The sequence below is a fragment of the Cedecea davisae genome, assembly GCF_044095835.1.
GTDB lineage: Bacteria > Pseudomonadota > Gammaproteobacteria > Enterobacterales > Enterobacteriaceae > Cedecea > Cedecea davisae.
On record NZ_CP172054.1, the window covers coordinates 4,182,135 to 4,204,284 of the forward strand.

Annotated in this window: 19 protein-coding genes and 1 tRNA gene; 13 read left to right on the top strand and 7 right to left on the bottom strand. The window is 52.6% G+C overall.

Features of this window, described 5'->3' with window-relative positions:
* Together glnE and ACG1VR_RS19960 are read right to left on the bottom strand one after the other, a co-directional pair.
* Positions 1–2,859: a bifunctional [glutamate--ammonia ligase]-adenylyl-L-tyrosine phosphorylase/[glutamate--ammonia-ligase] adenylyltransferase gene (gene glnE, locus ACG1VR_RS19955; protein WP_395489631.1), complete on the bottom strand. Its 2,859-nt coding sequence runs from the start codon at positions 2,857–2,859 to the stop codon at positions 1–3.
* A 23-nt stretch (positions 2,860–2,882) separates the two neighbouring features.
* Complete coding sequence (locus ACG1VR_RS19960; RefSeq protein WP_395489632.1) at positions 2,883–4,181, bottom strand: inorganic triphosphatase; 1,299 nt, start codon at positions 4,179–4,181, stop codon at positions 2,883–2,885.
* 235 nt (positions 4,182–4,416) lie between these two features.
* Here ACG1VR_RS19960 and ACG1VR_RS19965 point away from each other — a divergent pair, with 235 nt between their 5' ends.
* Together ACG1VR_RS19965 and ACG1VR_RS19970 are read left to right on the top strand one after the other, a co-directional pair.
* Positions 4,417–5,037, top strand: a complete 621-nt coding sequence (locus tag ACG1VR_RS19965) for a TIGR04211 family SH3 domain-containing protein (protein WP_016534754.1) — start codon at positions 4,417–4,419, stop codon at positions 5,035–5,037.
* Positions 5,038–5,118: 81 nt separating this feature from the next.
* A complete protein-coding gene (locus ACG1VR_RS19970) occupies positions 5,119–6,360 on the top strand; it encodes a multifunctional CCA addition/repair protein (protein ID WP_395489633.1) in 1,242 nt (413 codons plus the stop codon).
* A 14-nt stretch (positions 6,361–6,374) separates the two neighbouring features.
* On the opposite strand, the gene bacA is transcribed toward ACG1VR_RS19970, so the two are convergent.
* Both bacA and folB read right to left on the bottom strand, forming a co-directional pair.
* Complete coding sequence (gene bacA, locus ACG1VR_RS19975; RefSeq protein ID WP_172568414.1) at positions 6,375–7,196, bottom strand: undecaprenyl-diphosphate phosphatase; 822 nt, start codon at positions 7,194–7,196, stop codon at positions 6,375–6,377.
* A gap of 115 nt (positions 7,197–7,311) precedes the next feature.
* Entirely contained in the window at positions 7,312–7,680 is a 369-nt protein-coding gene (gene folB / locus ACG1VR_RS19980) for a bifunctional dihydroneopterin aldolase/7,8-dihydroneopterin epimerase (RefSeq protein WP_016534751.1), read from the bottom strand.
* A gap of 107 nt (positions 7,681–7,787) precedes the next feature.
* On the opposite strand from folB, the gene plsY reads away from it, so the two are divergent.
* Positions 7,788–8,438, top strand: coding sequence for a glycerol-3-phosphate 1-O-acyltransferase PlsY (gene plsY, locus ACG1VR_RS19985; RefSeq protein WP_016534750.1), 651 nt, complete (start codon positions 7,788–7,790; stop codon positions 8,436–8,438).
* Positions 8,439–8,464: 26 nt separating this feature from the next.
* On the opposite strand, the gene tsaD is transcribed toward plsY, so the two are convergent.
* Positions 8,465–9,478: a tRNA (adenosine(37)-N6)-threonylcarbamoyltransferase complex transferase subunit TsaD gene (gene tsaD / locus ACG1VR_RS19990; RefSeq protein ID WP_395489634.1), complete on the bottom strand. Its 1,014-nt coding sequence runs from the start codon at positions 9,476–9,478 to the stop codon at positions 8,465–8,467.
* Positions 9,479–9,727: 249 nt separating this feature from the next.
* Here tsaD and rpsU point away from each other — a divergent pair, with 249 nt between their 5' ends.
* The 3 genes from rpsU to rpoD all read left to right on the top strand — a co-directional run bounded on the left by rpsU (position 9,728) and on the right by rpoD (position 13,837).
* Positions 9,728–9,943 carry a 30S ribosomal protein S21 gene (rpsU, locus tag ACG1VR_RS19995; RefSeq protein ID WP_001144069.1) on the top strand — a complete coding sequence of 72 codons (216 nt, stop codon included), beginning with the start codon at positions 9,728–9,730 and terminating at the stop codon, positions 9,941–9,943.
* A gap of 152 nt (positions 9,944–10,095) precedes the next feature.
* Positions 10,096–11,841, top strand: a complete 1,746-nt coding sequence (gene dnaG / locus ACG1VR_RS20000; RefSeq protein WP_039899090.1) for a DNA primase — start codon at positions 10,096–10,098, stop codon at positions 11,839–11,841.
* A 151-nt stretch (positions 11,842–11,992) separates the two neighbouring features.
* The gene (gene rpoD / locus ACG1VR_RS20005) at positions 11,993–13,837 is read left to right on the top strand and encodes an RNA polymerase sigma factor RpoD (protein WP_016534747.1); all 1,845 of its coding nucleotides are present in this window, start codon (positions 11,993–11,995) and stop codon (positions 13,835–13,837) included.
* Between the two features lie 73 nt (positions 13,838–13,910).
* Here the strand turns inward: rpoD and mug are convergent, their stop codons facing one another.
* Positions 13,911–14,417, bottom strand: coding sequence for a G/U mismatch-specific DNA glycosylase (gene mug, locus ACG1VR_RS20010; RefSeq protein WP_172568418.1), 507 nt, complete (start codon positions 14,415–14,417; stop codon positions 13,911–13,913).
* Between the two features lie 126 nt (positions 14,418–14,543).
* Here mug and ACG1VR_RS20015 point away from each other — a divergent pair.
* The 6 genes from ACG1VR_RS20015 (at position 14,544) to ACG1VR_RS20040 (ending at position 19,172) form a co-directional block, all read left to right on the top strand.
* Positions 14,544–14,619: transfer RNA gene (locus ACG1VR_RS20015), tRNA-Ile, on the top strand.
* Between the two features lie 503 nt (positions 14,620–15,122).
* Positions 15,123–15,905, top strand: coding sequence for an alpha/beta fold hydrolase (locus tag ACG1VR_RS20020; protein WP_395489635.1), 783 nt, complete (start codon positions 15,123–15,125; stop codon positions 15,903–15,905).
* An 85-nt stretch (positions 15,906–15,990) separates the two neighbouring features.
* Complete coding sequence (locus tag ACG1VR_RS20025; RefSeq protein WP_395489636.1) at positions 15,991–16,554, top strand: peptidylprolyl isomerase; 564 nt, start codon at positions 15,991–15,993, stop codon at positions 16,552–16,554.
* A gap of 41 nt (positions 16,555–16,595) precedes the next feature.
* A complete protein-coding gene (locus ACG1VR_RS20030; protein ID WP_395489637.1) occupies positions 16,596–16,922 on the top strand; it encodes a hypothetical protein in 327 nt (108 codons plus the stop codon).
* Between the two features lie 10 nt (positions 16,923–16,932).
* Complete coding sequence (locus ACG1VR_RS20035; RefSeq protein ID WP_395489638.1) at positions 16,933–17,769, top strand: MBL fold metallo-hydrolase; 837 nt, start codon at positions 16,933–16,935, stop codon at positions 17,767–17,769.
* Between the two features lie 200 nt (positions 17,770–17,969).
* The gene (locus ACG1VR_RS20040) at positions 17,970–19,172 is read left to right on the top strand and encodes an acyltransferase family protein (RefSeq protein ID WP_395489639.1); all 1,203 of its coding nucleotides are present in this window, start codon (positions 17,970–17,972) and stop codon (positions 19,170–19,172) included.
* A 258-nt stretch (positions 19,173–19,430) separates the two neighbouring features.
* On the opposite strand, the gene ACG1VR_RS20045 is transcribed toward ACG1VR_RS20040, so the two are convergent.
* The gene (locus ACG1VR_RS20045) at positions 19,431–20,318 is read right to left on the bottom strand and encodes a LysR family transcriptional regulator (protein WP_395489640.1); all 888 of its coding nucleotides are present in this window, start codon (positions 20,316–20,318) and stop codon (positions 19,431–19,433) included.
* A 390-nt stretch (positions 20,319–20,708) separates the two neighbouring features.
* Between ACG1VR_RS20045 and ACG1VR_RS20050 the strand changes: the two genes are divergently transcribed.
* Positions 20,709–22,136 carry a bifunctional 2-methylcitrate dehydratase/aconitate hydratase gene (locus ACG1VR_RS20050; RefSeq protein ID WP_395489641.1) on the top strand — a complete coding sequence of 476 codons (1,428 nt, stop codon included), beginning with the start codon at positions 20,709–20,711 and terminating at the stop codon, positions 22,134–22,136.
* Positions 22,137–22,150 lie beyond the last annotated feature (14 nt).

The window sequence follows — 22,150 nt, forward strand, 5'->3', positions numbered from 1 at the left end:
TTACACCTCCACGCGCGTTTGCGGCTCGCCAAGCCACGTTTTCCAGCTGTGCCGCACCTGTTCGCGCTCTACAAAAAACAAGTCCAGGGCAACGTTACCCGGCAGCTCCTGTAGCGCCAGATGGTGAAGCTCATCGCGCAGCGTGACGTAAGCGTGGGTCAGGGCTTTGGCCTCTTCCTCGCTCATAATGTCGTTTTGCGCCATCAGTTCCAGAATACGCACGTTATCCGACCAGCGGGTTAACTTCGGCGCTTCGCTGGCGTAACGCAGCACCAGATACTGAGTGATAAACTCGATGTCGGTTATCCCGCCTTCATCGGCTTTAATATCAAAGCGATCGCGGTGTTTATTGCCGAGGTGGGCGCGCATTTTTTCACGCATTTCGCGCACTTCAACCTGCAACTTTTCACCTTCACGCGCGGTACAGAGAATATCGCGGCGGATCGCCTCAAACTGGCGGTTAAGCGCCGGGTCGCCGTAGACAACGCGGGCGCGCACCAGGGCCTGATGTTCCCACGTCCAGGCTTCGTTTTTCTGGTAATCGGCGAAAGCTTCAGCGGTGGTGACCAACATGCCCGCCGCGCCCGACGGCCTGAGGCGAGCATCGACTTCATACAAAATCCCCGTCGAGGTGCGCGTGCTGAACAGATGCATGATTCGCTGCGCCAGGCGCAGGTAGAACTGACGGCCGTCGATTTCACGCTCGCCGTCGGTCATCACTTCCATCGGGCAGTCGTGCAGGAACACCAGATCCAAATCAGAGCTGTAGCCCAGCTCCCAGCCGCCGAGCTTGCCGTAGCCCAGCACGGCAAAACCGCGGCCTTCTCTGTCCTGCAAATGCTTCGGCTGGCCATAGCGCGCCACTATTTGCGTCCAGGCTCGCTGCACGACCGAGTCGAGAATCGCCTCCGCCAGCCAGGTAAGGTGGTCGCTGACCTTCATCACCGGCAGCGTTCCGGCGATATCTGCCGCCGCCACGCGCAGCATCTGCGCCTGCTTAAACTGGCGTAACGCCTCGAGCTGTTGCTCTTCGTCTTCGTCCGGCACCCGCAGCAGGTACTGGCGCAGCTCGTCGCGGTAGGCATCCATCGCCGTTGGCTGGTAGAGCGTACTCGGGTCGAGCAGCTCGTCGAGCAGCAGCGGATAGCTGGCCAGCTGCGCGGCAATCATTGGCGAGGCGGCGCAAAGAGAAATTAAATGCTTCAGCGCGCCGGGGAATTCGCTCAGCAGTTCCAGATAAGTGGTACGGGTGAGAATACCGAGCAGCAGCGGGATAAGGCGGGAAAACGCCAGCGGTGCGTCACCCCGGGAGCAGGCTTCGCTCAGCAGGCGCGGCATCAGATGATCCAACACCTGGCGGCCACGCGGGCCAAGGGTTCGCTTATCAATATCCCGGCGGAAATCGCCGAGCTGCTTCAGGACTTCATCCCGCTCCTGCGCCGTCAGATGAGCGAGCACAGGTGTGTTTTCATCGGCGTCCAGGGCGTCAATCCACAGCTCGCGCCACGCTTCGGAAACTTTGTCCTCACCGGCTTCCGGCTCGTCGTCGCCAATCAGGTCGTTAAAGACCTGGCGTACATCGCTCATGTGCTGTTGCAGCGCGCCCTGGAGTGCATCCCAGTCGGCGGCCTGCATGCCCCACGCCAGCCGGGCGCGATTTAACTCGTCGCCGGGCAGGGTTTGCGTCTGCTCGTCGTTGATGCTTTGCAGCAGGTTTTCCAGCCGCCGCAGGTAGAGATAGGCCGCACGCAGCTTTTGCGCATCCTCTTCGGGCAGCAGATGAAGCTGCTGAATAGCTTCCAGCGTGGGCAACAGCGAGCGGGATTGCAAAGAAGGCTCACGCCCGCCACGAATCAGCTGGAAGACCTGAACGATAAACTCGGTTTCGCGGATACCGCCCGCGCCAAGTTTAATATTGTCCGTTAGCCCCCGACGCCGCACTTCGCGGGCAATCATGCCTTTCATGTTTCGCAGGGACTGAATGACGCTGAAGTCGATGTAGCGGCGGAACACAAACGGCCGCAGCATGTTGCGCAGCTCCTGGCTCCAGACATCGCCGTTATCGCCCATTATCCGCGCTTTCACCATCGCGTAGCGTTCCCAGTCGCGCCCCTGCTCCTGGTAATAATCCTCCAGCGCGGCAAAACTCAGCACCAGCGGGCCGCTCTCGCCAAACGGACGCAGGCGCATATCCACGCGGTAAACAAAGCCGTCCTGGGTCGGCTGGTCGAGCACCTTAATCAGGCGCTGCCCCATGCGGGTAAAGAACTGAGCATTATCCAGCTCCCGCCGCCCACCGCGGGTGGATCCGTTTTCCGGCCAGGCAAAAATCAGGTCGATATCCGAGGAGAAATTCAGCTCCCCGCCGCCCAGTTTGCCCATACCGAGGATCAGCAGCGGCTGCGCCTCTCCCTCCGCATTGCCCGGAGTGCCCCATTCGCGGCAGCAGGCGTCATAAAGCCAGTCGCGAGCGGCAACAATCAGCGTCTCCGCCAGCACGCTCAGCTGTTGCAGGGTGCTTTCGGTCGCCACCTGCTCCAGCGCCTGCGACCAGGCGATACGCACCATAATGCGACGACGAAAAAGCCGCAGCGCCTTCATCAGCGCCGCTTCGTCATACACTTCCCGTAAATCATGCTGCAACCAGGCGGCGTAGTGCTGCCATTCGTCCGCCTGCGGCGCGGCCTGCTGCAATTCCTGCAGCCAGGCCGGATGCGCCACCACGCTATCACCAACAAAATCACTAATAGCCAGCACCGCGCGAGCTTCGTCGCTGAGTGTCCGGGAGTCAATCTCTTGCGGCAGGCGCGGTAAAAACGCCTGCAGGTGCTGCTGTAATAAAGGAGTAAGCGGCATCATGGTGGGTATCCGTTGCCAGTCAGTTATTTCCCGCTATGCAGCCAGAAAGGTGCCTGCGAGATCGCTTCGTTTCTGTAATGCTCAATTTCGATGTGCTGGCGCGTCATAATGGCGTGGCGCAGGCCCTGCCAGTTTTCCAGCCAGGGCTGAGATTGCTCATCGGGGTAAACGCCGGCAAGCAATCGAATGGCGTCAGTTTCACGCGTCAGGCGCGGCAGCTGGTCGCCGTAGCTGTCGCCGAGCGGGCGCTGGAAGGCACCTTTCAGCTCCGCTGCATGACGGGAGAGGTTTACGTCGGCAAAGCGTTTGAACGAGCCGTCCAGCTTGTTGCGGCTTTTCTCATCGATATACGGCTGCCACTGGCGCTCCACCAGCCAGCGGGTCAGCGCCAGTTTGGTCGCGCTTGCCTGGGCGCTGTAAACCACGGCCTCGGCTTTCTCACTCCCGGCAAGGCGGGTTTCAAAAGCGATCAGTTGGTTACGTAAGTGAGTGCTCGCTTTACGAGGGATAATGCCGCCAAACAGCGCCAGGGCATGGCGCACCAGGCCTACGGCATCAATCACCTGCTGCTTAGCCGCTTTGCTGCCGGAGAGCCACAGCTCTTCGTGATAAAGCCAGTGGCCCAGGGCAAGCTCCAGAGAACCTTCCAGGCCCTGCTCAACCGTGGCCTTAGCCGCCGGATGCAGTACGCCAAGCGGTTTAATCTCTCTTGCCGCATTACCCTGAGCGAGATGATACCCGCGTGCCGCCTTGCTCAGGCTTCCCTGACGCAGCCCCGGCTCGGTCACCAGGCTTTCCGCCAGCGCCAGTAAATCCGCGGTTTCCCCCGACAGCAGCTCAAGCTCCAGCTCGCAAATAGGCTCCCGGTGCTCCCCGGCTTTGACTTCACCGCGGTCCAGAGCAAGTTCGATGCGGCTTGTACCCTGAGTAACTACCCACTTTTCACGCTCAAAATCGGTGCTGAATAGCGGCTGAACTTCCGTCTGCAAAGCGGCAACGTCCAGCCCTTCAGGCCACACTTCAGCGGGCAGCAGAGCGAGATCCAGCTCGGGCTTGCTCAGCTCTACATTGTATTCAGGGCGCTGATGCAGGCCGCCAGTGACGCGCCCGGCGATTTTCATCGTCATTTCGTAGCGCCCGGCATCACCTCGAATGCGCAGCCCCATATCGTGACGACGCAGCAGTTTATCTGCGGTTTCGTAATAGATATTCAGAAGCTGACGAGGGTCGCTGTGTTCGCCCGGCAGGGCATTCAGCTTGTCACGCAGCGCATCAAGCGCCGCAGGGTTAACGATAAATTTAAGTTCGATTTCCTGAGCCATGTCTTATTTACTTTCGTTTACGTCACGCCGGGCAATTTCCCGGCGAACTAAATAGCGTCGATTAGGTCTGTAGATAGTACGACAAAATACCCTCTCGGGTAGCGAATTTGCGGTAGTGCAGCAGCGCCAGTGGTTAAAATGACATCAGGATGATTCTCATTCAGGTTTCCGGATTGCGCCTTCAGACTGTTGCCACTACTATCGTTCCACACTTAATGAAAATAACGACGAACTAATGCACAAATTACGCCTGATTTGCCTTACTTTGCTCTCTCTTAGCGTTTCCGTAGTGGCCCATGCCGAAGAAAAACGTTATGTCTCTGATGAATTAAACACCTGGGTCCGTAGCGGCCCGGGCGATAACTACCGCCTGGTTGGCACAGTCAACGCAGGGGAACAAGTCACGCTGCTGCAAAGCAATGAAGAAACCAAATACGGCCAGGTGCGCGACAGCAGCGGCAAAACATCCTGGATACCGCTGGCGCAGCTCAGCACCAATCCAAGCCTGCGTACCCGCGTGCCGGATCTGGAAAATCAGGTAAAAACCCTGACCGACAAGCTGAATAACATCGACACCACCTGGAACCAGCGCACCGCAGAAATGCAGCAGAAAGTTGCCCAGAGCGACACGGTGATTAACGGCCTGAAAGAAGAAAATCAGCAGCTTAAGAACCAGCTTATCGTCGCCCAGAAAAAGGTAAATGCCGCCAACGTGCAGCTGGATGATAAGCAGCGCGCCATCATTATGCAGTGGTTTATGTACGGCGGCGGCGTGGCTGGCTTTGGCCTGCTGATTGGCCTGCTGCTCCCGCACATGATCCCAAGCCGTAAAAAGAAAGACCGCTGGATGAACTAAAGGCGATACATTAGCCGTTGCTTCACCCTCGCATCTACACTTACCATTCGTGGTTCAAAAATGGCGCTTGGGGTGCAAAGGGTGAAGATTTATCTGGTCGGTGGTGCAGTACGTGACGGGTTATTAAAACTGCCGGTTAAGGATAAAGACTGGGTTGTGGTCGGCGCGACGCCGCAGCAAATGCTGGACGCTGGCTACCAGCAGGTTGGCAAAGATTTTCCGGTGTTTCTGCATCCGCAGTCCCGCGAAGAGTACGCCCTGGCGCGTACCGAGCGGAAGTCGGGCCAGGGTTATACCGGTTTTACCTGTTATGCCGCACCGGACGTCACGCTGGAGCAGGATTTACTGCGCCGTGACCTCACCATCAACGCCATTGCCCAGGATGAAACCGGCGAGCTAATCGACCCTTATAACGGGCGTTCGGATATTGAGCGTCGTTTATTACGCCACGTTTCCCCGGCCTTTAATGAAGATCCGCTCCGCGTTCTGCGCGTGGCGCGTTTTGCCGCACGTTACGCCCATCTGAATTTCCTTATCGCTCCCGAAACGCTGGCCCTGATGCGCGAAATGGCCGATAACGGCGAGCTGGCCCATCTCACCGCCGAGCGGGTCTGGAAAGAGACGGAAAATGCCCTTAGCAGCCGTAACCCACAGGTTTACTTCTCGGTGCTGCGCGAGTGTGGCGCGCTGAAAGTTCTGTTCCCGGAAATCGACGCTCTTTATGGCGTACCGGCTCCGGCCAAATGGCACCCGGAAATCGACACGGGGATCCACACGCTGATGACCCTGTCGATGGCGGCCCAGCTCAGCCCGGAAATTGATGTTCGCTTTGCCACTCTCTGCCACGACCTGGGCAAAGGGCTGACGCCGAAGGAAAAATGGCCAAGCCACCACGGCCACGGCCCGGCTGGCGTCAAGCTGGTGGAACAGCTCTGCGCTCGCCTGCGCGTGCCGAATGAAATCCGCGACCTGGCGAAGCTGGTGGCCGAATTCCACGATCTGATCCATACCTTCCCCATTTTACAGCCAAAGACGGTGGTCAAGCTGTTTGACGCCATTGACGCATGGCGTAAACCGCAGCGGGTAGAGCAAATCGCCTTAACCAGCGAAGCCGACGCGCGCGGAAGAACAGGCTTTGAAGCCAGCGATTATCCGCAGGGAAGAATGCTGCGAGCCGCCTGGGTTGCCGCTCAGAGCGTGAGTAATAAAGAGGTTATCGAGGCAGGCTTCAGCGGCCCGGCTATCCGTGAAGAGTTAACGAAGCGAAGAATAAAAGCGGTTGCGGCCTGGAAGGAACAGCATTGCCCTCAGCCTCAAGGCTAAGGGCAATATAAGCACTAGGTAAAGATGAAGAACACTACTGCGGCAACCACGAAGCGATAAATCGCAAACGGGATAAACGAAATACGTTTAATCAGCTGCAGGAAGGTTTTGATGGCGATAAGCGCAACGATAAAGGCGGTGACAAAACCGACGGCAAACATCGGCAGGTCGCCCATCGTCAGGAAACCGATGCTCTTGTAGAGATCAAGCACCGTTGCGCCCATCATCATCGGCACCGCCAGCAGGAAGGAAAACTCGGAAGCCGCATAGCGGCTAACGCCCATCAGCATCCCACCGGAGATGGTTGCGCCCGAGCGGGAGAAACCGGGCCACAGCGCCAGACACTGGAAGCAGCCAATCATAAAGGCCTGACGATAAGTAATATCGTCCACCCCTTCCGCAAGCGGCTTTTTCGGCTTCAGGCATTCCGCCGCAATCAGCAGCACGCCGCCAACGACCAGGGCATACATCACGTTAATCGGGTTAAACAACGACTTAATCATGTCGTGGAAAATAAGCCCAAGCACCACCGCCGGAACCATACCTAACAGGATATGAATCAACGAAAGACGCCCGGTTCCGGTGCCTTCATGCTGAGGCGGACGGCCAAAATGAATGCCAATCAAACCAAACAGACGACGCCAGAACATCACCACAACCGCGAGAATAGAACCAAGCTGAATCACCACTTCGAAGGTTTCGGCGGTCTTGCCTTCAAAGCCCAGAAGGTGACCAACGATAATCATGTGCCCGGTAGATGATACCGGCAAAAACTCGGTTAACCCCTCAACTACGCCAAGAATGGCGGCAATCGCCAGAGTTGGTAGATCGCTCATTACTTAACCCTCATCCCCAAAATAGACACAAAAAAACGGCCTACGCTGCGCGTCTGCCGCAAAAGATACGTTGATAAGACCAGGCTACCGTGGTTTGGTTTTATGGCCGCAGTAATTATTTGCTTTGTTTCAGATTATTGCCACGTTCAATCACCACCCCAACGTTAGCCGCCTGAGCAACCGCGCCGGGTTTACTGACTTTGAGACGCACCCAGGGCGAATTAAAGCGGGCAAGTAGCAGTTGAGCAACTTCTTCAGCTACGCGTTCAACCAGCGCAAAACGGCCGCCGCTAACGTGCTTAATGACCGCCTCGCTGACATCCGCATAGCTGAGACAGTCGCTCACGTCATCGCTCCCTGCCGCCTTACGATTATCCCAGGCCATTTCGATATCGAACACCAGCTTCTGCTCAATGGTCTGTTCCCAGTCGTAAACACCAATGGTAGTGATTACGGTAAGTTGCTCTATAAATACAATGTCCATCACGCCCTGCCCGGTTTTTAGTCATGCCGGATACCACTTCCGGCGAAATATGCGTATTATCCACAGATGCAAAGAAGACTTCGACACTTTCAACATGGAACAGCGTTATGAGTGCAATCGCGCCTGGTATGATCCTCCTCGCGTATCTTTGCGGCTCCATTTCTAGCGCCATTCTGGTTTGCCGCATTGCCGGTCTCCCCGATCCACGCGAGAGCGGCTCCGGTAACCCAGGAGCAACCAATGTATTACGTATTGGTGGTAAAGGTGCAGCCGCAGCGGTACTAATTTTTGATGTGCTGAAAGGCATGCTGCCGGTATGGGCCGCCTATGCATTAGGCGTCACGCCCTTCTGGCTCGGGCTGATAGCCATTGCCGCCTGCCTGGGCCATATCTGGCCAGTCTTCTTTAAATTCCGCGGCGGTAAAGGCGTAGCGACGGCATTTGGCGCCATCGCGCCCATCGGCTGGGACTTAACCGGCGTGATGGCCGGAACCTGGCTGCTGAGCGTGCTGTTGAGCGGCTATTCTTCTCTCGGCGCGATTATCAGCGCGCTGATCGCCCCGTTCTACGTGTGGTGGTTCAAACCGCAGTTTACCTTCCCGGTAGCGATGCTCTCTTGCCTTATCCTGATGCGTCATCACGATAATATCCAGCGCCTGTGGCGCGGGCAGGAATCAAAAATTTGGTCGAAGCTGCGCCGCAAGAAAAAAGCAGCAGCGCCGGAAGAAATAAAAAAAGAAGCAACAAAAAAGGAGTGATTTCTCACTCCTCTTTTCAACGCTTATCAGGCGGCGGGTAATTCTGCCAGCGGCCAACGCGGCCTGACGCTGACGCTCAACTCACCCGATGATCCGGCCTTAAGGCGGATCATGCCGGCATAGGCAATCATCGCGCCGTTATCGGTGCAAAACTCAGGGCGGGCGTAGAACACTTCGCCGCGGCGTTTTGCCATCATCTCTGCCAGCTTTGCCCGCAGCGTGCGGTTGGCGCTCACGCCTCCGGCCATCACCAGGCGCTTAAAGCCGGTTTGGTCGAGGGCTCGTTTGCATTTAATCGCCAGCGTATCAACCACTGCATCTTCAAAAGCGCGGGCGATGTCGGCTCGAGTCTGGTCGTCGGCTTCGTTCCCACGGATAGTATTCGCGGCGAAGGTCTTCAGGCCGGAGAAGCTGAAGTCCAGCCCCGGGCGGTCGGTCATCGGGCGCGGGAAGGTAAAGCGCCCTTCGGTGCCCTGCGCGGCCATTTTCGACAGCAGCGGTCCGCCTGGATAGTCCAGCCCCAACAGCTTGGCGGTTTTATCGAAGGCTTCACCAGCCGCATCGTCAACAGACTCGCCCAGCAGCTCATATTCACCGATGCCGGTCACGCTAATCAGCTGCGTGTGGCCGCCGGAAACCAGCAGCGCCACAAACGGGAACTCAGGAGGATTATCTTCCAGCATCGGCGCCAGAAGGTGCCCTTCCATATGGTGTACCGGTACGGCAGGAACATCCCAGGCAAACGCCAGCGCGCGGCCGACGGTTGCACCAACCAGCAGAGCGCCAACCAGGCCCGGTCCGGCGGTATAGGCCACGCCGTCAATATCTTTTGCGGTTAAGCCCGCCTCTTTTAACGCAGCCTGAATCAGCGGCACGGTTTTGCGTACGTGATCGCGGGAGGCAAGCTCCGGCACCACGCCGCCGTAGTCAGCGTGAAGTTTCACCTGACTATACAATTGGTTGGCTAATAACCCTTTCTCATCGTCATAAATGGCGATGCCGGTTTCATCACAGGATGTCTCGATTCCCAGTACACGCATGGCTAGTTTTACCTCTTTGACCCGGCGCGAAGTTTAATCCCGCCGCCCTCCTTTGTAAAACTTTGCTGCCCCAGGCCCCTGCTAATCGTGTATAATCCTCGGTCCTGGAAGATACCGGCCCTAAAAGCCAGGTTTCTGGTCGTTCGGTGCTTTACAAAGCAGCAAGAGTTGCAGTAAAATTCCGCACCATTTTGAATTAAGCTGGCACGTAGGCCAGCGGCAAACCGAATTATTAAAGGTGAGAGTTACATGCCGGTAATTAAAGTACGTGAAAACGAGCCGTTCGACGTAGCACTGCGTCGCTTCAAACGTTCCTGTGAAAAAGCAGGCGTTCTGGCGGAAGTTCGTCGTCGTGAGTTCTATGAAAAACCGACTACCGAACGTAAACGCGCTAAAGCTTCTGCTGTGAAACGCCACGCGAAGAAACTGGCTCGCGAAAACGCACGCCGCACTCGTCTGTACTAATCTTCTGAGGATTCACTCCTCAAATCAGACCGAGTAGTAGTTATAAGGCCGTGCTTCCGAAAGGAATGCGCGGCTTATTCTCGTTTATAAACTGACATATCCCTGAGCTTTTAGGCCACCGCCTGAGAGATGACGGATATAGCATGGGGCCTATGGCTGGACGAATCCCGCGTGTCTTTATCAATGACCTGATCGCTCGCACCGACATCGTCGACCTGATCGATGCTCGCGTGAAGCTGAAAAAACAGGGCAAAAACTATCACGCGTGTTGTCCATTCCATAACGAGAAAACCCCCTCTTTCACCGTGAACGGTGATAAACAGTTTTACCACTGCTTCGGCTGTGGCGCACACGGTAACGCCCTCGACTTCCTGATGAACTACGACAAGCTCGAGTTTGTAGAAAGCGTTGAAGAGCTGGCGACCATGCACAACCTTGAAGTGCCGTACGAAGCTGGCAACGGCCCAAGCCAGATAGAACGCCACCAGCGCCAGAGCCTGTATCAACTGATGGACGGCCTTAACGCCTTTTATCAGCAATCCCTGAAGCTGCCCGCTGCCGAACCGGCTCGCCAGTACCTGGGAAAACGCGGCCTGAGCGACGAGGTTATTGCCCACTTTGCTATTGGTTACGCGCCCCCGGGCTGGGACAACGCGCTAAAACGCTTCGGCGGCAACAGCGAAAACCGTCAGGCGCTGACAGACGCAGGCATGCTGGTCACTAACGATAAAGGCCGCAGCTACGACCGCTTCCGCGAGCGGGTGATGTTCCCGATTCGTGATAAACGCGGCCGGGTAATCGGATTTGGCGGGCGCGTGCTGGGCGACGGCATGCCGAAGTACCTGAACTCCCCGGAAACCGATATTTTCCATAAGGGCCGCCAGCTGTATGGCCTGTATGAAGCCCAGCAAAGCCAGCCGGAACCGGCGCGCCTGCTGGTAGTCGAAGGATATATGGATGTGGTGGCCCTGGCGCAGTACGGCATTTCTTACGCCGTCGCCTCCCTTGGCACCTCCACAACGGCAGACCACATCCAGCTCCTGTTCCGGGTAACGGATAACGTGGTTTGTTGCTATGACGGCGATCGCGCCGGGCGGGACGCGGCATGGCGAGCGCTGGAAACTGCGCTACCTTATATGACGGATGGTCGTCAGCTGCGTTTCATGTTCCTGCCCGACGGTGAAGACCCGGATACGCTGGTTCGTAAAGAAGGGAAAGAAGCTTTTGAAACGCGGATGGAGCAGGCTCAACCGCTCTCCACTTTCCTGTTTAACAGCCTGATGCCGCAGGTTGACCTGAGCACTCCGGACGGCCGGGCGCGTTTAAGTACCCTCGCGCTGCCGCTGATTAGCCAGGTGCCTGGCGAAACGCTGCGCATCTATCTGCGCCAGCAGCTGGGCAACAAGCTCGGCATTCTGGACGACAGCCAGCTTGAAAAGTTGATGCCCAAACAGGTCGATGGCGTAACGCCTCGCCCCGCGCCTCAGCTAAAACGCACAACCATGCGTATACTAATAGGGTTATTGGTACAAAACCCGGAACTGGCTCCGCTGGTCCCGCCACTTAGCGGGCTGGACGCGGCAAAACTGCCGGGGTTAACGCTTTTTAGCGACCTGGTAAATGCCTGCCTGGCCCAGCCTGGGTTAACAACCGGGCAGCTTTTGGAACAATATCGCGGAACAAATGAAGCCGCCACCCTTGAAAAACTCTCTGCGTGGGACGATATAGCAGATAGAGAGATTGCTGAAAAAACGTTCACCGACTCGCTGGATCATCTGTTCGATTCCGCGCTCGAGCTGAGGTTTGAAGAATTAATGGCACGTTCCAGGACCGAGGGGCTAACCCCGGCGGAGCGTGAAGAAGTTCGTGTGATAACTGAGTCACGCGCCAAAAAGTAGATTCGCGGCTTAACTGCCGAACATTGATCGGGTCACCCCCGAACGCCGCACGGACGGGCTGCGGCATAAAAATAAATTGGCCCTCGTAACGTTATTGTTGGCGGCAACGCCTACCGACACAACCCTAATACTGAAGTGTGGATACCGTCTTATGGAGCAAAACCCGCAGTCACAGCTCAAGCTTCTTGTCCAACGTGGTAAGGAGCAAGGCTATCTGACCTATGCCGAGGTCAATGACCATCTGCCGGAAGATATCGTCGACTCCGATCAGATCGAAGACATCATCCAAATGATCAACGACATGGGCATTCAGGTGATGGAAGAAGCCCCTGATGCCGATGATCTTTTGCTTGCTGAAAACTCTAACAGCACCGACGAAGATGCGGAAGAAGCTGCCGCTCAGGTGCTGTCCAGCGTGGAGTCCGAAATCGGACGTACCACCGACCCGGTGCGCATGTACATGCGCGAAATGGGTACCGTTGAGCTGTTAACCCGTGAGGGTGAGATCGATATCGCTAAGCGTATCGAAGACGGTATCAACCAGGTACAGTGCTCGGTTGCCGAGTACCCGGAAGCGATCACCTATCTGCTGGAGCAGTACGATCGCGTTGAGGCTGAAGAAGCCCGCCTGTCCGACCTGATTACCGGCTTTGTCGATCCGAATGCCGAAGAAGACCTCGCGCCGACCGCCACTCACGTTGGTTCTGAACTCTCTCAGGAAGAGTTGGACGACGATGAGGACGAAGACGAAGAGTCCGACGACGACAGCTCCGACGACGACAACAGCATCGACCCGGAACTGGCTCGCGAGAAATTTGGCGAACTGCGTAAGCAGTACGAGCTGGCTCGTGACACCATCAAAGCGAAAGGCCGCAGCCATGCTGACGCCGCCGCCGAGATCCAGCAGCTGTCTGAAGTCTTCAAGCAGTTCCGCCTGGTGCCGAAGCAGTTCGACTACCTGGTCAACAGCATGCGTGTCATGATGGACCGCGTTCGTACTCAAGAACGTATCATCATGAAACTCTGCGTTGAGCAGTGCAAAATGCCGAAGAAAAACTTCATCACCCTGTTCACCGGCAACGAAACCAGCGAAACCTGGTTCAACGCTGCAATCGCAATGAACAAGCCATGGTCTGAAAAGCTGCACGATGTTTCGGATGACGTTCACCGCAGCCTGCAGAAATTGCAGCAGATTGAAGAAGAGACCGGCCTGACCATCGAGCAGGTAAAAGACATCAACCGTCGCATGTCCATCGGTGAAGCGAAAGCCCGCCGCGCGAAGAAAGAGATGGTTGAAGCCAACTTACGTCTGGTTATTTCTATCGCCAAGAAATATACCAACCGTGGCCTGCAGTTCCTCGACCTGATTCAGGAAGGCAACATCGGCCTGATGAAAGCGGTTGATAAGTTTGAATACCGTCGTGGTTATAAGTTCTCAACTTACGCCACCTGGTGGATCCGTCAGGCTATCACTCGCTCCATCGCCGACCAGGCGCGTACCATCCGTATTCCGGTGCATATGATTGAGACCATCAACAAGCTCAACCGTATTTCGCGCCAGATGCTGCAGGAGATGGGCCGCGAGCCGACGCCGGAAGAGCTGGCTGAACGTATGCTGATGCCGGAAGACAAAATCCGTAAAGTGCTGAAGATTGCTAAAGAGCCTATCTCCATGGAAACGCCAATCGGCGACGATGAAGATTCGCATCTGGGTGACTTCATCGAGGATACCACCCTCGAGCTGCCGCTGGATTCTGCCACCTCCGAGAGCCTGCGCTCCGCAACTCACGACGTGCTGGCTGGCCTGACCGCTCGTGAAGCGAAGGTTCTGCGTATGCGTTTCGGTATCGACATGAATACCGACCACACGCTGGAAGAAGTGGGTAAACAGTTCGACGTTACCCGCGAACGTATCCGTCAGATCGAAGCGAAGGCGCTGCGTAAACTGCGCCACCCGAGCCGCTCTGAAGTGCTGCGTAGCTTCCTGGACGATTAATCGGTTTCGAAAATTAATCGGTTCCAAAAACAAGAAGCTCCCGTCCGGGAGCTTTTTTTTGCCTTAAATTTAACTACCGCCCGCGCGCCGCCAGCGACTCATCAAGCTCCTTATAGGCCTCGACCAGCTTCTCCAGCGTCGCCCGATTCAACCCGCTGGGATTCGGCAAAATCCATACCTCGGTCTCACCAATCGTAATATCCTGCCTGCCCCACTTTGCGCCACGCTGGTTAAAGGCCTGCTCAAACGCCTGCTTCCCGAGAATAGCCAGCACGCCCGGCTGGTAGTCCAGCATCTTCTGTACCAGCGCTCTGCCGCCGTCCCGAAGTTCCTGGAGCTTCACCTCGCTGGCCTGCACCGTGGGCCTTTCTACCAGCATGGTAATGCCGCAGCGGGTATCCAGCAGCTGCTGTTCTTCTTCGGGCTTGAGCAGCTTCTCGGTAAACCCGGCCTGATGAATCACCTTCCAGAAGCGATTTCCCGGATGGGCAAAATGAAAACCGGTATGTGCCGAGGACTTGCCGGGATTAATGCCGCAGAACACCACACGCAGCCCCGGAGCCAGAATATCGTGGATCATGCCTGGTACCTGAAGTTATGAATGAGCGATAAGTATAAAGGTTTGATTCACAATTGTTTATAAAAACAGCAGACGCCATATAAGCGCTGGATTGCAGCTAACAGTTACATTATAATTCAGCGCCACGGCCCCTTAGCTCAGTGGTTAGAGCAGGCGACTCATAATCGCTTGGTCGCTGGTTCAAGTCCAGCAGGGGCCACCAAATTTTAGCTTTAAATTCATATAATTAAGCCACTTTATTGAGTGGCTTTTTTTGTTTCTGCGGTCACTGTCCCCTTTTCCCCGGCAACCCTATGCAAAGCAATCGAGCGTATTCATTCGCAGCTCACTACTGCGTGAAAAAACCAACTACCGCTCTGTCCAGGATTGCGCACTTCTGCGCCGTTAACAGCAGATACATTTCCCCATTTTGGTTTTCCTGCCACAGCACATTCTGACAGTTAACTTCCTCAAACGCCTTCAGGTACACCGTTGAATTGTAAGCGGTCAATAGAGGATGTTTCTGTCCATTATCTCCTTCATGCATCAACAATTTCGATAGAGATATCGAAATTATCCATTAGAGCCAGCGCGGTAATTACTCTAATAATACTGGCTGGGGCATGGAGATGTTTCACTTTTTCACCAACAAGTCAGGGTGAATGAGCCTGCATTACGTTCTGTGGAACCCGGGGTAAAACTAAGAATAAAAATACGGAGTATGAAATGTTTATCCGACCGCTTAAGTTAACTCAGCATGTCGATGTAGAGGGGCCTGAAGAGGCTACGACATTGATACTTATCCACTCTTTGGGAACAGATTTGCATTTGTGGGATTTGCAAATTCCACGATTAACCGAGCGCTATCGTGTGGTCAGGCTGGATATTCGAGGGCATGGGCTAAGCGCGGTTGATGCGCAGCCGTTTTCAATGTCTGACCTGGCCGATGATGTTATCGCCGTAGTGGATCACCTGAAAATCGATAAATTTTATGTTGCCGGCGTTTCGATAGGCGGCACGATAGCGCAATGGATTGGATTCAAACTGCCTAAACGAGTCCAGGGCATGGTTATCATCGATACCTCACTGGTGAATGCCGCCCCTCCTTCCCTGTGGCGGGCCAGGGCGGAAGATGTCTTCCAGCATGGTCTTGAGCACCTTGAGAGGGGGATTATCAGCAACTGGGTTACGCAGGCATTTATCGACTCACCCGAGGCGGATGGTCTCAGGCAGATGCTGCGCCGTACCACGGTCGAAGCTTTCGCGGGCTGCTCTTTAGCGATTGCCGATACGGATTTGACAGATATGCAGATCCCCGGCGTCAAAGCGGTTGTCGTCCGGGGAGCGGAAGACAAGCTGACGCCGCAAGACTACGCCCAACGCCTGGCGAAAAAACGCAATGCAGAATTGCATATCATACCCGGTGCTTCTCATTTGCCGAATTTTGAGCGACCAGATGCGCTCACAGATGAAATCATATCGTTTATCGATAAGGCCAATACGCATTAATGCCCGCCAATACCAACAGGGTACGCATGGGCGTTATTAATGAGTAAATGGGTGGTGAACCCGATTGTGGGAATGGAGTCATGATATGAATCGTCGGTTATTTATAGGCGGGTGTCTGGGCTTATGTGCCAGTGCTGTCGCAGCCCCCGCCGCATTAAGATGGTTAAACGTTCAGGGAGATATTATAGAAATGGAGCTGGGGAGTGGGACTGCCACTATCCAGTTATTTTCAGACCTGGCCCCCAATCATGTTGCGCGTATAAAAATGCTGGTGCAGTCGAAGTTTTATGATGGCGTACCTTTCTCCCGCGTTATTGATGGTTTTATGGCACAAACCGGGGATCCGGTAAACAATACGAGATTCGATAGCTTAACATTGCCTAAACTGAGCGCGGAATTTAATCACATGCCGTTTGAACGCGGTACCGTCGGGATGGCGAGGTCGAGAAATCCGCATAGTGCCTGTCACCAATTTTTTATTACTTCCGCCAGAACGCAATTTTTAGATCAAAATTATACCGCATTCGGGAAAGTTACAGCGGGTATGGAGTTAATTGATCGGCTCCGTCGGGGTGATGCTGAAATGGGTACCGTCATGAATCCGGACGTCATAAAAAGAATGCGATTAGTCACAACAAGGGTTACGTAATCACTATTCTTAAAATAACCATTCGCAGGAGTTAATATCAAATGCCCAGCATTACCGTATATACCTCCGCAAACCATCGTATGGATGCGGTTTCTTTTTCTGAATTCTCTGACTCTTTAGCAAACCTGGCCATGGACATACTAAAAGCAAAAGAAAATAACATTCATATCAGCTATGTGACATGCGACATAAGTTTTGGAACCCCCGTTTACTTAGAGGCAAAACTCAGGCAAGAGGTTTTCCGTACCGGGCCGGTGATGAATGAGTTTTTGCATCAGGTTGATTTATTAATTAAAGAGAAGATCGGCGTTGTAGCGAGAATTCGCTGTTTTCTTTATGAAGCCAATGATATTTACGCAATAAATTGAAGGATAGATTATGAGTGAACAACTTCCATTGAAAGATCTTGGTGATGTCTCTGTTACCGCATTAAGCGATGGCTACCTCCAGGTTGATTTTGGACTGCTTGCTAATGTTGATGAAGCCGAGTGCAAAAAAATCCAGGAGAATGCCTGCATAAGTGAACATAACGCCGTTCATATTAATACTTTCCTAGTACAAAGAAAGGGAAAAAACATTCTAATCGATAGTGGCGCAGGCGGCATTAAAGGTTGGGGTGGCGCCCTGGTTGATAATCTTGCAAAGCTTGGGTTAAAGCCAGGGGATATTAATGCCGTTCTTCTTACACACACTCACCCTGACCATATTGGTGGGCTAATAAATTCACAGGGAAAAGCTGCATTTCCTCGCGCGGAGTTAGTCATAAGCTCTGATGAGTTTAATTACATACAAGACGATAAAAATTTTGCTGCCGTCACCGATCGCGTAAAAGGTAACTTTCTTTTAGCGCGGAGTGCCTTTAAAGAGTATCAGGACAATCTCCGCTTAATTGATGAAGGTGAGATTTTCCCCGGCATTTTTGCGATCCCATTAAAAGGTCATACCCCGGGCCATATGGGATATAGAGTTGAAGGCAGCAAAGGAAGCTTGTTGATTTGGGGAGATATTGTTCACTTTCCACATATCCAATTGTTAAAACCAGAAGTATCGATTGCCTTCGATCATGATCCGCAGGCAGCGGCGGAGACACGAACACGCATCCTTGCGATGGTCAGTTCTGACCGGATTCTTGTCGGCGGGATGCATTTTGGATCACAAGGATTTGGCTATATAGAAAAACAGAAATCAGGATATGAAATCATCGATGCTGACTAGTCAAAAACAATAAGGAAAATGTGTCATTCCATAAACTAATTTCCCTGGCCGTCATTATTATTTTAATAAACAGGATCCATGTGAACCCTGGATTACATTGCTTTGCCATTATTAATTTTTCTGTCTGTAACTATGATTCTATTTCAGAATAAATTATTGATATAAAAATACCATATATGGGGTGTGTGATGAATTCTTCAATGACCAACAAAGTAAATTCTGATGCTATTTATGGCGAAGTTAATGAAACATTAGTGAGACAACCAATGGCGGAAGGGAAATTAACGGTACGGCCCAAACTACCTTCGATTACCGGAAGTAGGTTCTGGGCCGCCTTTTTAGTTTTTTTATTTCATGCATCGCTGCCAAGCGATCTTGCTCCATTTTCAGACCCTACAATCCAGCATGTTTATACAGTTATTGTGGGTAAGGCTGGATGGTTAGGGGTTTCATACTTCTTTATCTTAAGTGGTTTTATAATGGTGTGGTCGGCAAAGGATAGCGATAGCGTGGGTGATTTTTACCTGCGGCGCTTTGCTAAGATATACCCCACTCATTTCCTGACCTGGGCGATTGCATTCGTTGTTGGCGCAGTGAGTATTTATCAGTACAAGCTGTGGTCGTCAAACCTTCTGCTGGTGAATACCTGGTTTGATGATGTTCGCTACTTTTTCGTGGCGAACAGACCCAGCTGGTCTCTGTGTATAGAAGCGATGTTTTATCTCTCTTTCCCGCTTCTTTTTAAAGTGATGAGATCCATACCTGAAAAATACGACTTAGCGGGATTATTTACCGTCACCGTAGCATCCTTCCTGGTTCAAATGTTTATTTATCTGTGGGTTGAGCCAAACAAAATGATGGGAGCATTTCCTATCTCTCAGCATCACTTTTGGATTTCGTATATTTTCCCGCCAGCGCGCATATTTGAATTCCTCGCAGGTATGTTTGCTGCACGCTTGCTGATAAATGGGCGAGCAATCATGCTCACGAAACCAGCGGCGTTTACCTTACTTGCCGCAACGTATGTTGGAGCCATGTATGTTCCATACCAATTCAGTATGAGTGTCGTATTTATCATTCCCGTTTGTTTATTAATTACCGCCTTTGCCGGTGACGACTTAGGTAACAAAAAAACCGTTTTAAACCATAAAACATCGGTTTGGTTAGGCGAGATATCTTATGCATTCTATATGATACATTTTTTAGTGCTTTTTTATTTTTTGAATTTAACCGCAGGAAAGAAGTTCAACTTAATGGAGGGAGTCGGGCTTATCGTCGTAGCGCTCATTCTGACAATCTCTTGTGCTTCTTTTTTATACAAGTATTTTGAAGTCCCAATGATGAAAATAATTATGGCGAAGTTCAGAGCAAAAACGCTGGTCGCTCTGCGTGAGTCTTCGTAACAATAAATCGTAGCCTTATAGGGGAATCATCTCGTTTAGTTTTCGGGATGGTTCCCACTCATAAGCCAGGAGAGCATACGGTAAGGGATTACTCTTCCACTCTCTTTATGTCTTAATCAGCAAGAAACCTTAAGCCTTTTGCCAGTCTCTTCCGTGAACGGAAATATATTCCTGTTAGCCACTTTACCGATCGTGCTTGAATGGTTTATGTCTTTTTTATCCTGATAAAGGCATTACGTGTGCAGTAAGGAAAGTCTGTTAATAGCCGATGTCGCGCAGGCGCGGATCCTGGAAGACGGAAGTCATCATACCGGCAAACTTTGCACAATCCAGATAGGGGCAATCCGGGCGGTATACCAGTTCGATGTTGAAATCATTGAACTGACCGGATAGCGGATGGATTTCTATCTTGCTCTTTACTTCGCTACTGATCGAACAACGTAACACCAGCGAGACGCCTTTACCGGCGGCAATACTTGAAAACAGCACAGGGTAGGAACCACACTCCACTACACGTTTGGGTGTGATATTGCCTTCGCTGAAGAGCACATTGAAATTGCGGGTTGAGGTTGCACATTTTTTACTGCTGAGTAAAAAAACCTCACCATCCAGGCTGGATATATCGGTAATAGAAGGGCGATTTTTCTCAGTAATAATCACCAGCTCGCTGGAAAGTAATATGGAACGTGTATGTTGTGCGCTGGAAAATCCAGCGCCAATGATGACTGCATCAAACTCATTTTTATCAAAGGCGCTCAGCAAGCTGATTGTATTCCCGATGGATATATCGATATTCCAGCCCAGATCCTGCCCTAAATCAATCAACGAACTAATAATATAAGGGGGTAAGCATTCAATTATTCCCACCCTGATGGTTATCTGATTAGTTTTAGAGTAGGAAATATTGTTTTTGCAATCATCCGCAAGATTCAGAATTTTAAGTGCGTAATCATAAAGTATCTGGCCTTGCGCTGTGGGTGAGCATCCATCATTTTTTCTATCAAACAAGATTACATCAAGGTTATCTTCCAGGCTTCGTATTCGATGGGAAATACTGGATTGCACTCGATTCAGGCGCTCTGCGGCTTGGGTTATGTTCCCTGTCTCCACGACTGTCACGAACGCAAGAAGTTCACTTAGCTTCATTTGAGACCTCATGCTAAAAGTTAGTTCAATGTTTCAACAATATTTATAATTTGTTAAAAACCATTTGTCACTCTGTTTATGACTATTAACATAAGCCAGGCTAATGGCTGCAAGGCATCCTCCAGACCCTCCTCAGTAACAACCCTTCCTCCTTTATGCTTCATTCTAACCCGTCGTGCTCGCCTGATATGGCACAGGTATCAATCTTTTCGATGAGTACCTCGATTTTATTCGCTGGTTTTTCATTCTGATGCCCATTACGATTTTATCGGCAGGGCTCGTTCATTATCTTAAAAATCAATTGGTTATTTAACTATATGCAAATGTATACCTTCCCGGGCCTTCATTACTTGTATTGGTGAAAACTTCTTTTCGTTTATGGGATAAAACATGGCGCACGCTGAGTTTGATAAAATAATGATCGAGCTGGTTGACTATGCTTATCAGCAAGCAACCTTTGACAATGAGACACTCCACCTGGCACGTTTTTGCCTGCTGGATTCGATAGGCTGTGCGATCGCTGCCTCTACTGACGACGATTGCTCCAGGCTCATGCGCAGTGTGCAATTCAGTAAAAACAGCGAGGGTGTACCTGTAGTAGGCACCCCACTACGTTTAGGCCCCATTGAAGCAGCTTTTCAGATGGGTTCGATGATCCGCTGGCTTGAGTTCAACGATACATGGCTTGCGCAAGAATGGGGGCATCCATCCGATAACCTGGGGGCGATTCTGGCGGCTGCGGCATGGCGTAGCCTCTCCGATAGCACTCAGTCAGCTGTCAGTATGTCAACCGTCTTGAACACGATGATTCGCGCTTATGAAATTCATGGCGTGCTATGCCTGTCGAACTGCTTTAATGCTCTGGGCATTGACCACGTCGTGCTGGTTAAAGTGGCCTCTGCCATCGCTGCCGCCCAAATTCTGGGATTATCAAAAGACCAGGCGCTCAGCGCGCTGTCCAATGCCATTATCGATGGCCATTCTCTCAGAACCTACCGACATGCACCAAATGCGGGAACACGTAAATCATGGGCCGCCGGTGACGCAACGGCACGCGGTCTGCAGCTGGCTCTTTTTGCACAAACCGGTGAGATGGGATACCCAACGGCGCTCACGGCCAGTCGCTGGGGGTTTGATGATGCCGTGCTCAGAGGCCAGCCGCTCAACCTGACGCGTAACCTGTCTGACTTTGTCATCAGGAACATCCTGTTTAAAGTCCCCAACCCGGCTGAATATCATGCTCAAACGGCAGTGGAGGCGGCTATTTGCCTTCGTGAGCGGATGCTATCTGATGGGTTCTCCCCTGAAAGCATTGAATATGTGCGCGTAGAAACGACGCGACCTGCGATTCAAATCATTGATAAGTCTGGCGTGCTGACTAACTCTGCGGATCGCGATCACTGCCTTCAGTACATGATTGCAGTAGGGCTTCAAACCGGAAATCTGACCATTAAAGATTTTCACGAACCTCTCGCCTCTAATCCCCAACTGGAAGCACTACGCCAGAAAATTACCTGTACTGAACGTCCTTCATTTACCGAGAGCTACTACGACCCGGAAAAGCGCGCAATCCCTAACGCACTCTACATAAAGTCTCATGGGATGGCGGAGGAGATCTCGGCACTCATCGAGTATCCGCTCGGTCATGTTAGCCGCCGTGAAGAATGTTTCGACGCACTTCTGACGAAATTCCATCTGAATCTTTCCGATAGCCCGCTACGAGACAGGGCACAGAGCCTGGCCGACATCCTGACTTCAGGCACGAAGCTGGATGCTATGCCCGTTACTGACTTCCTGAAAATGCTTTCCTTAGATTAAGAATTATAAAAAAC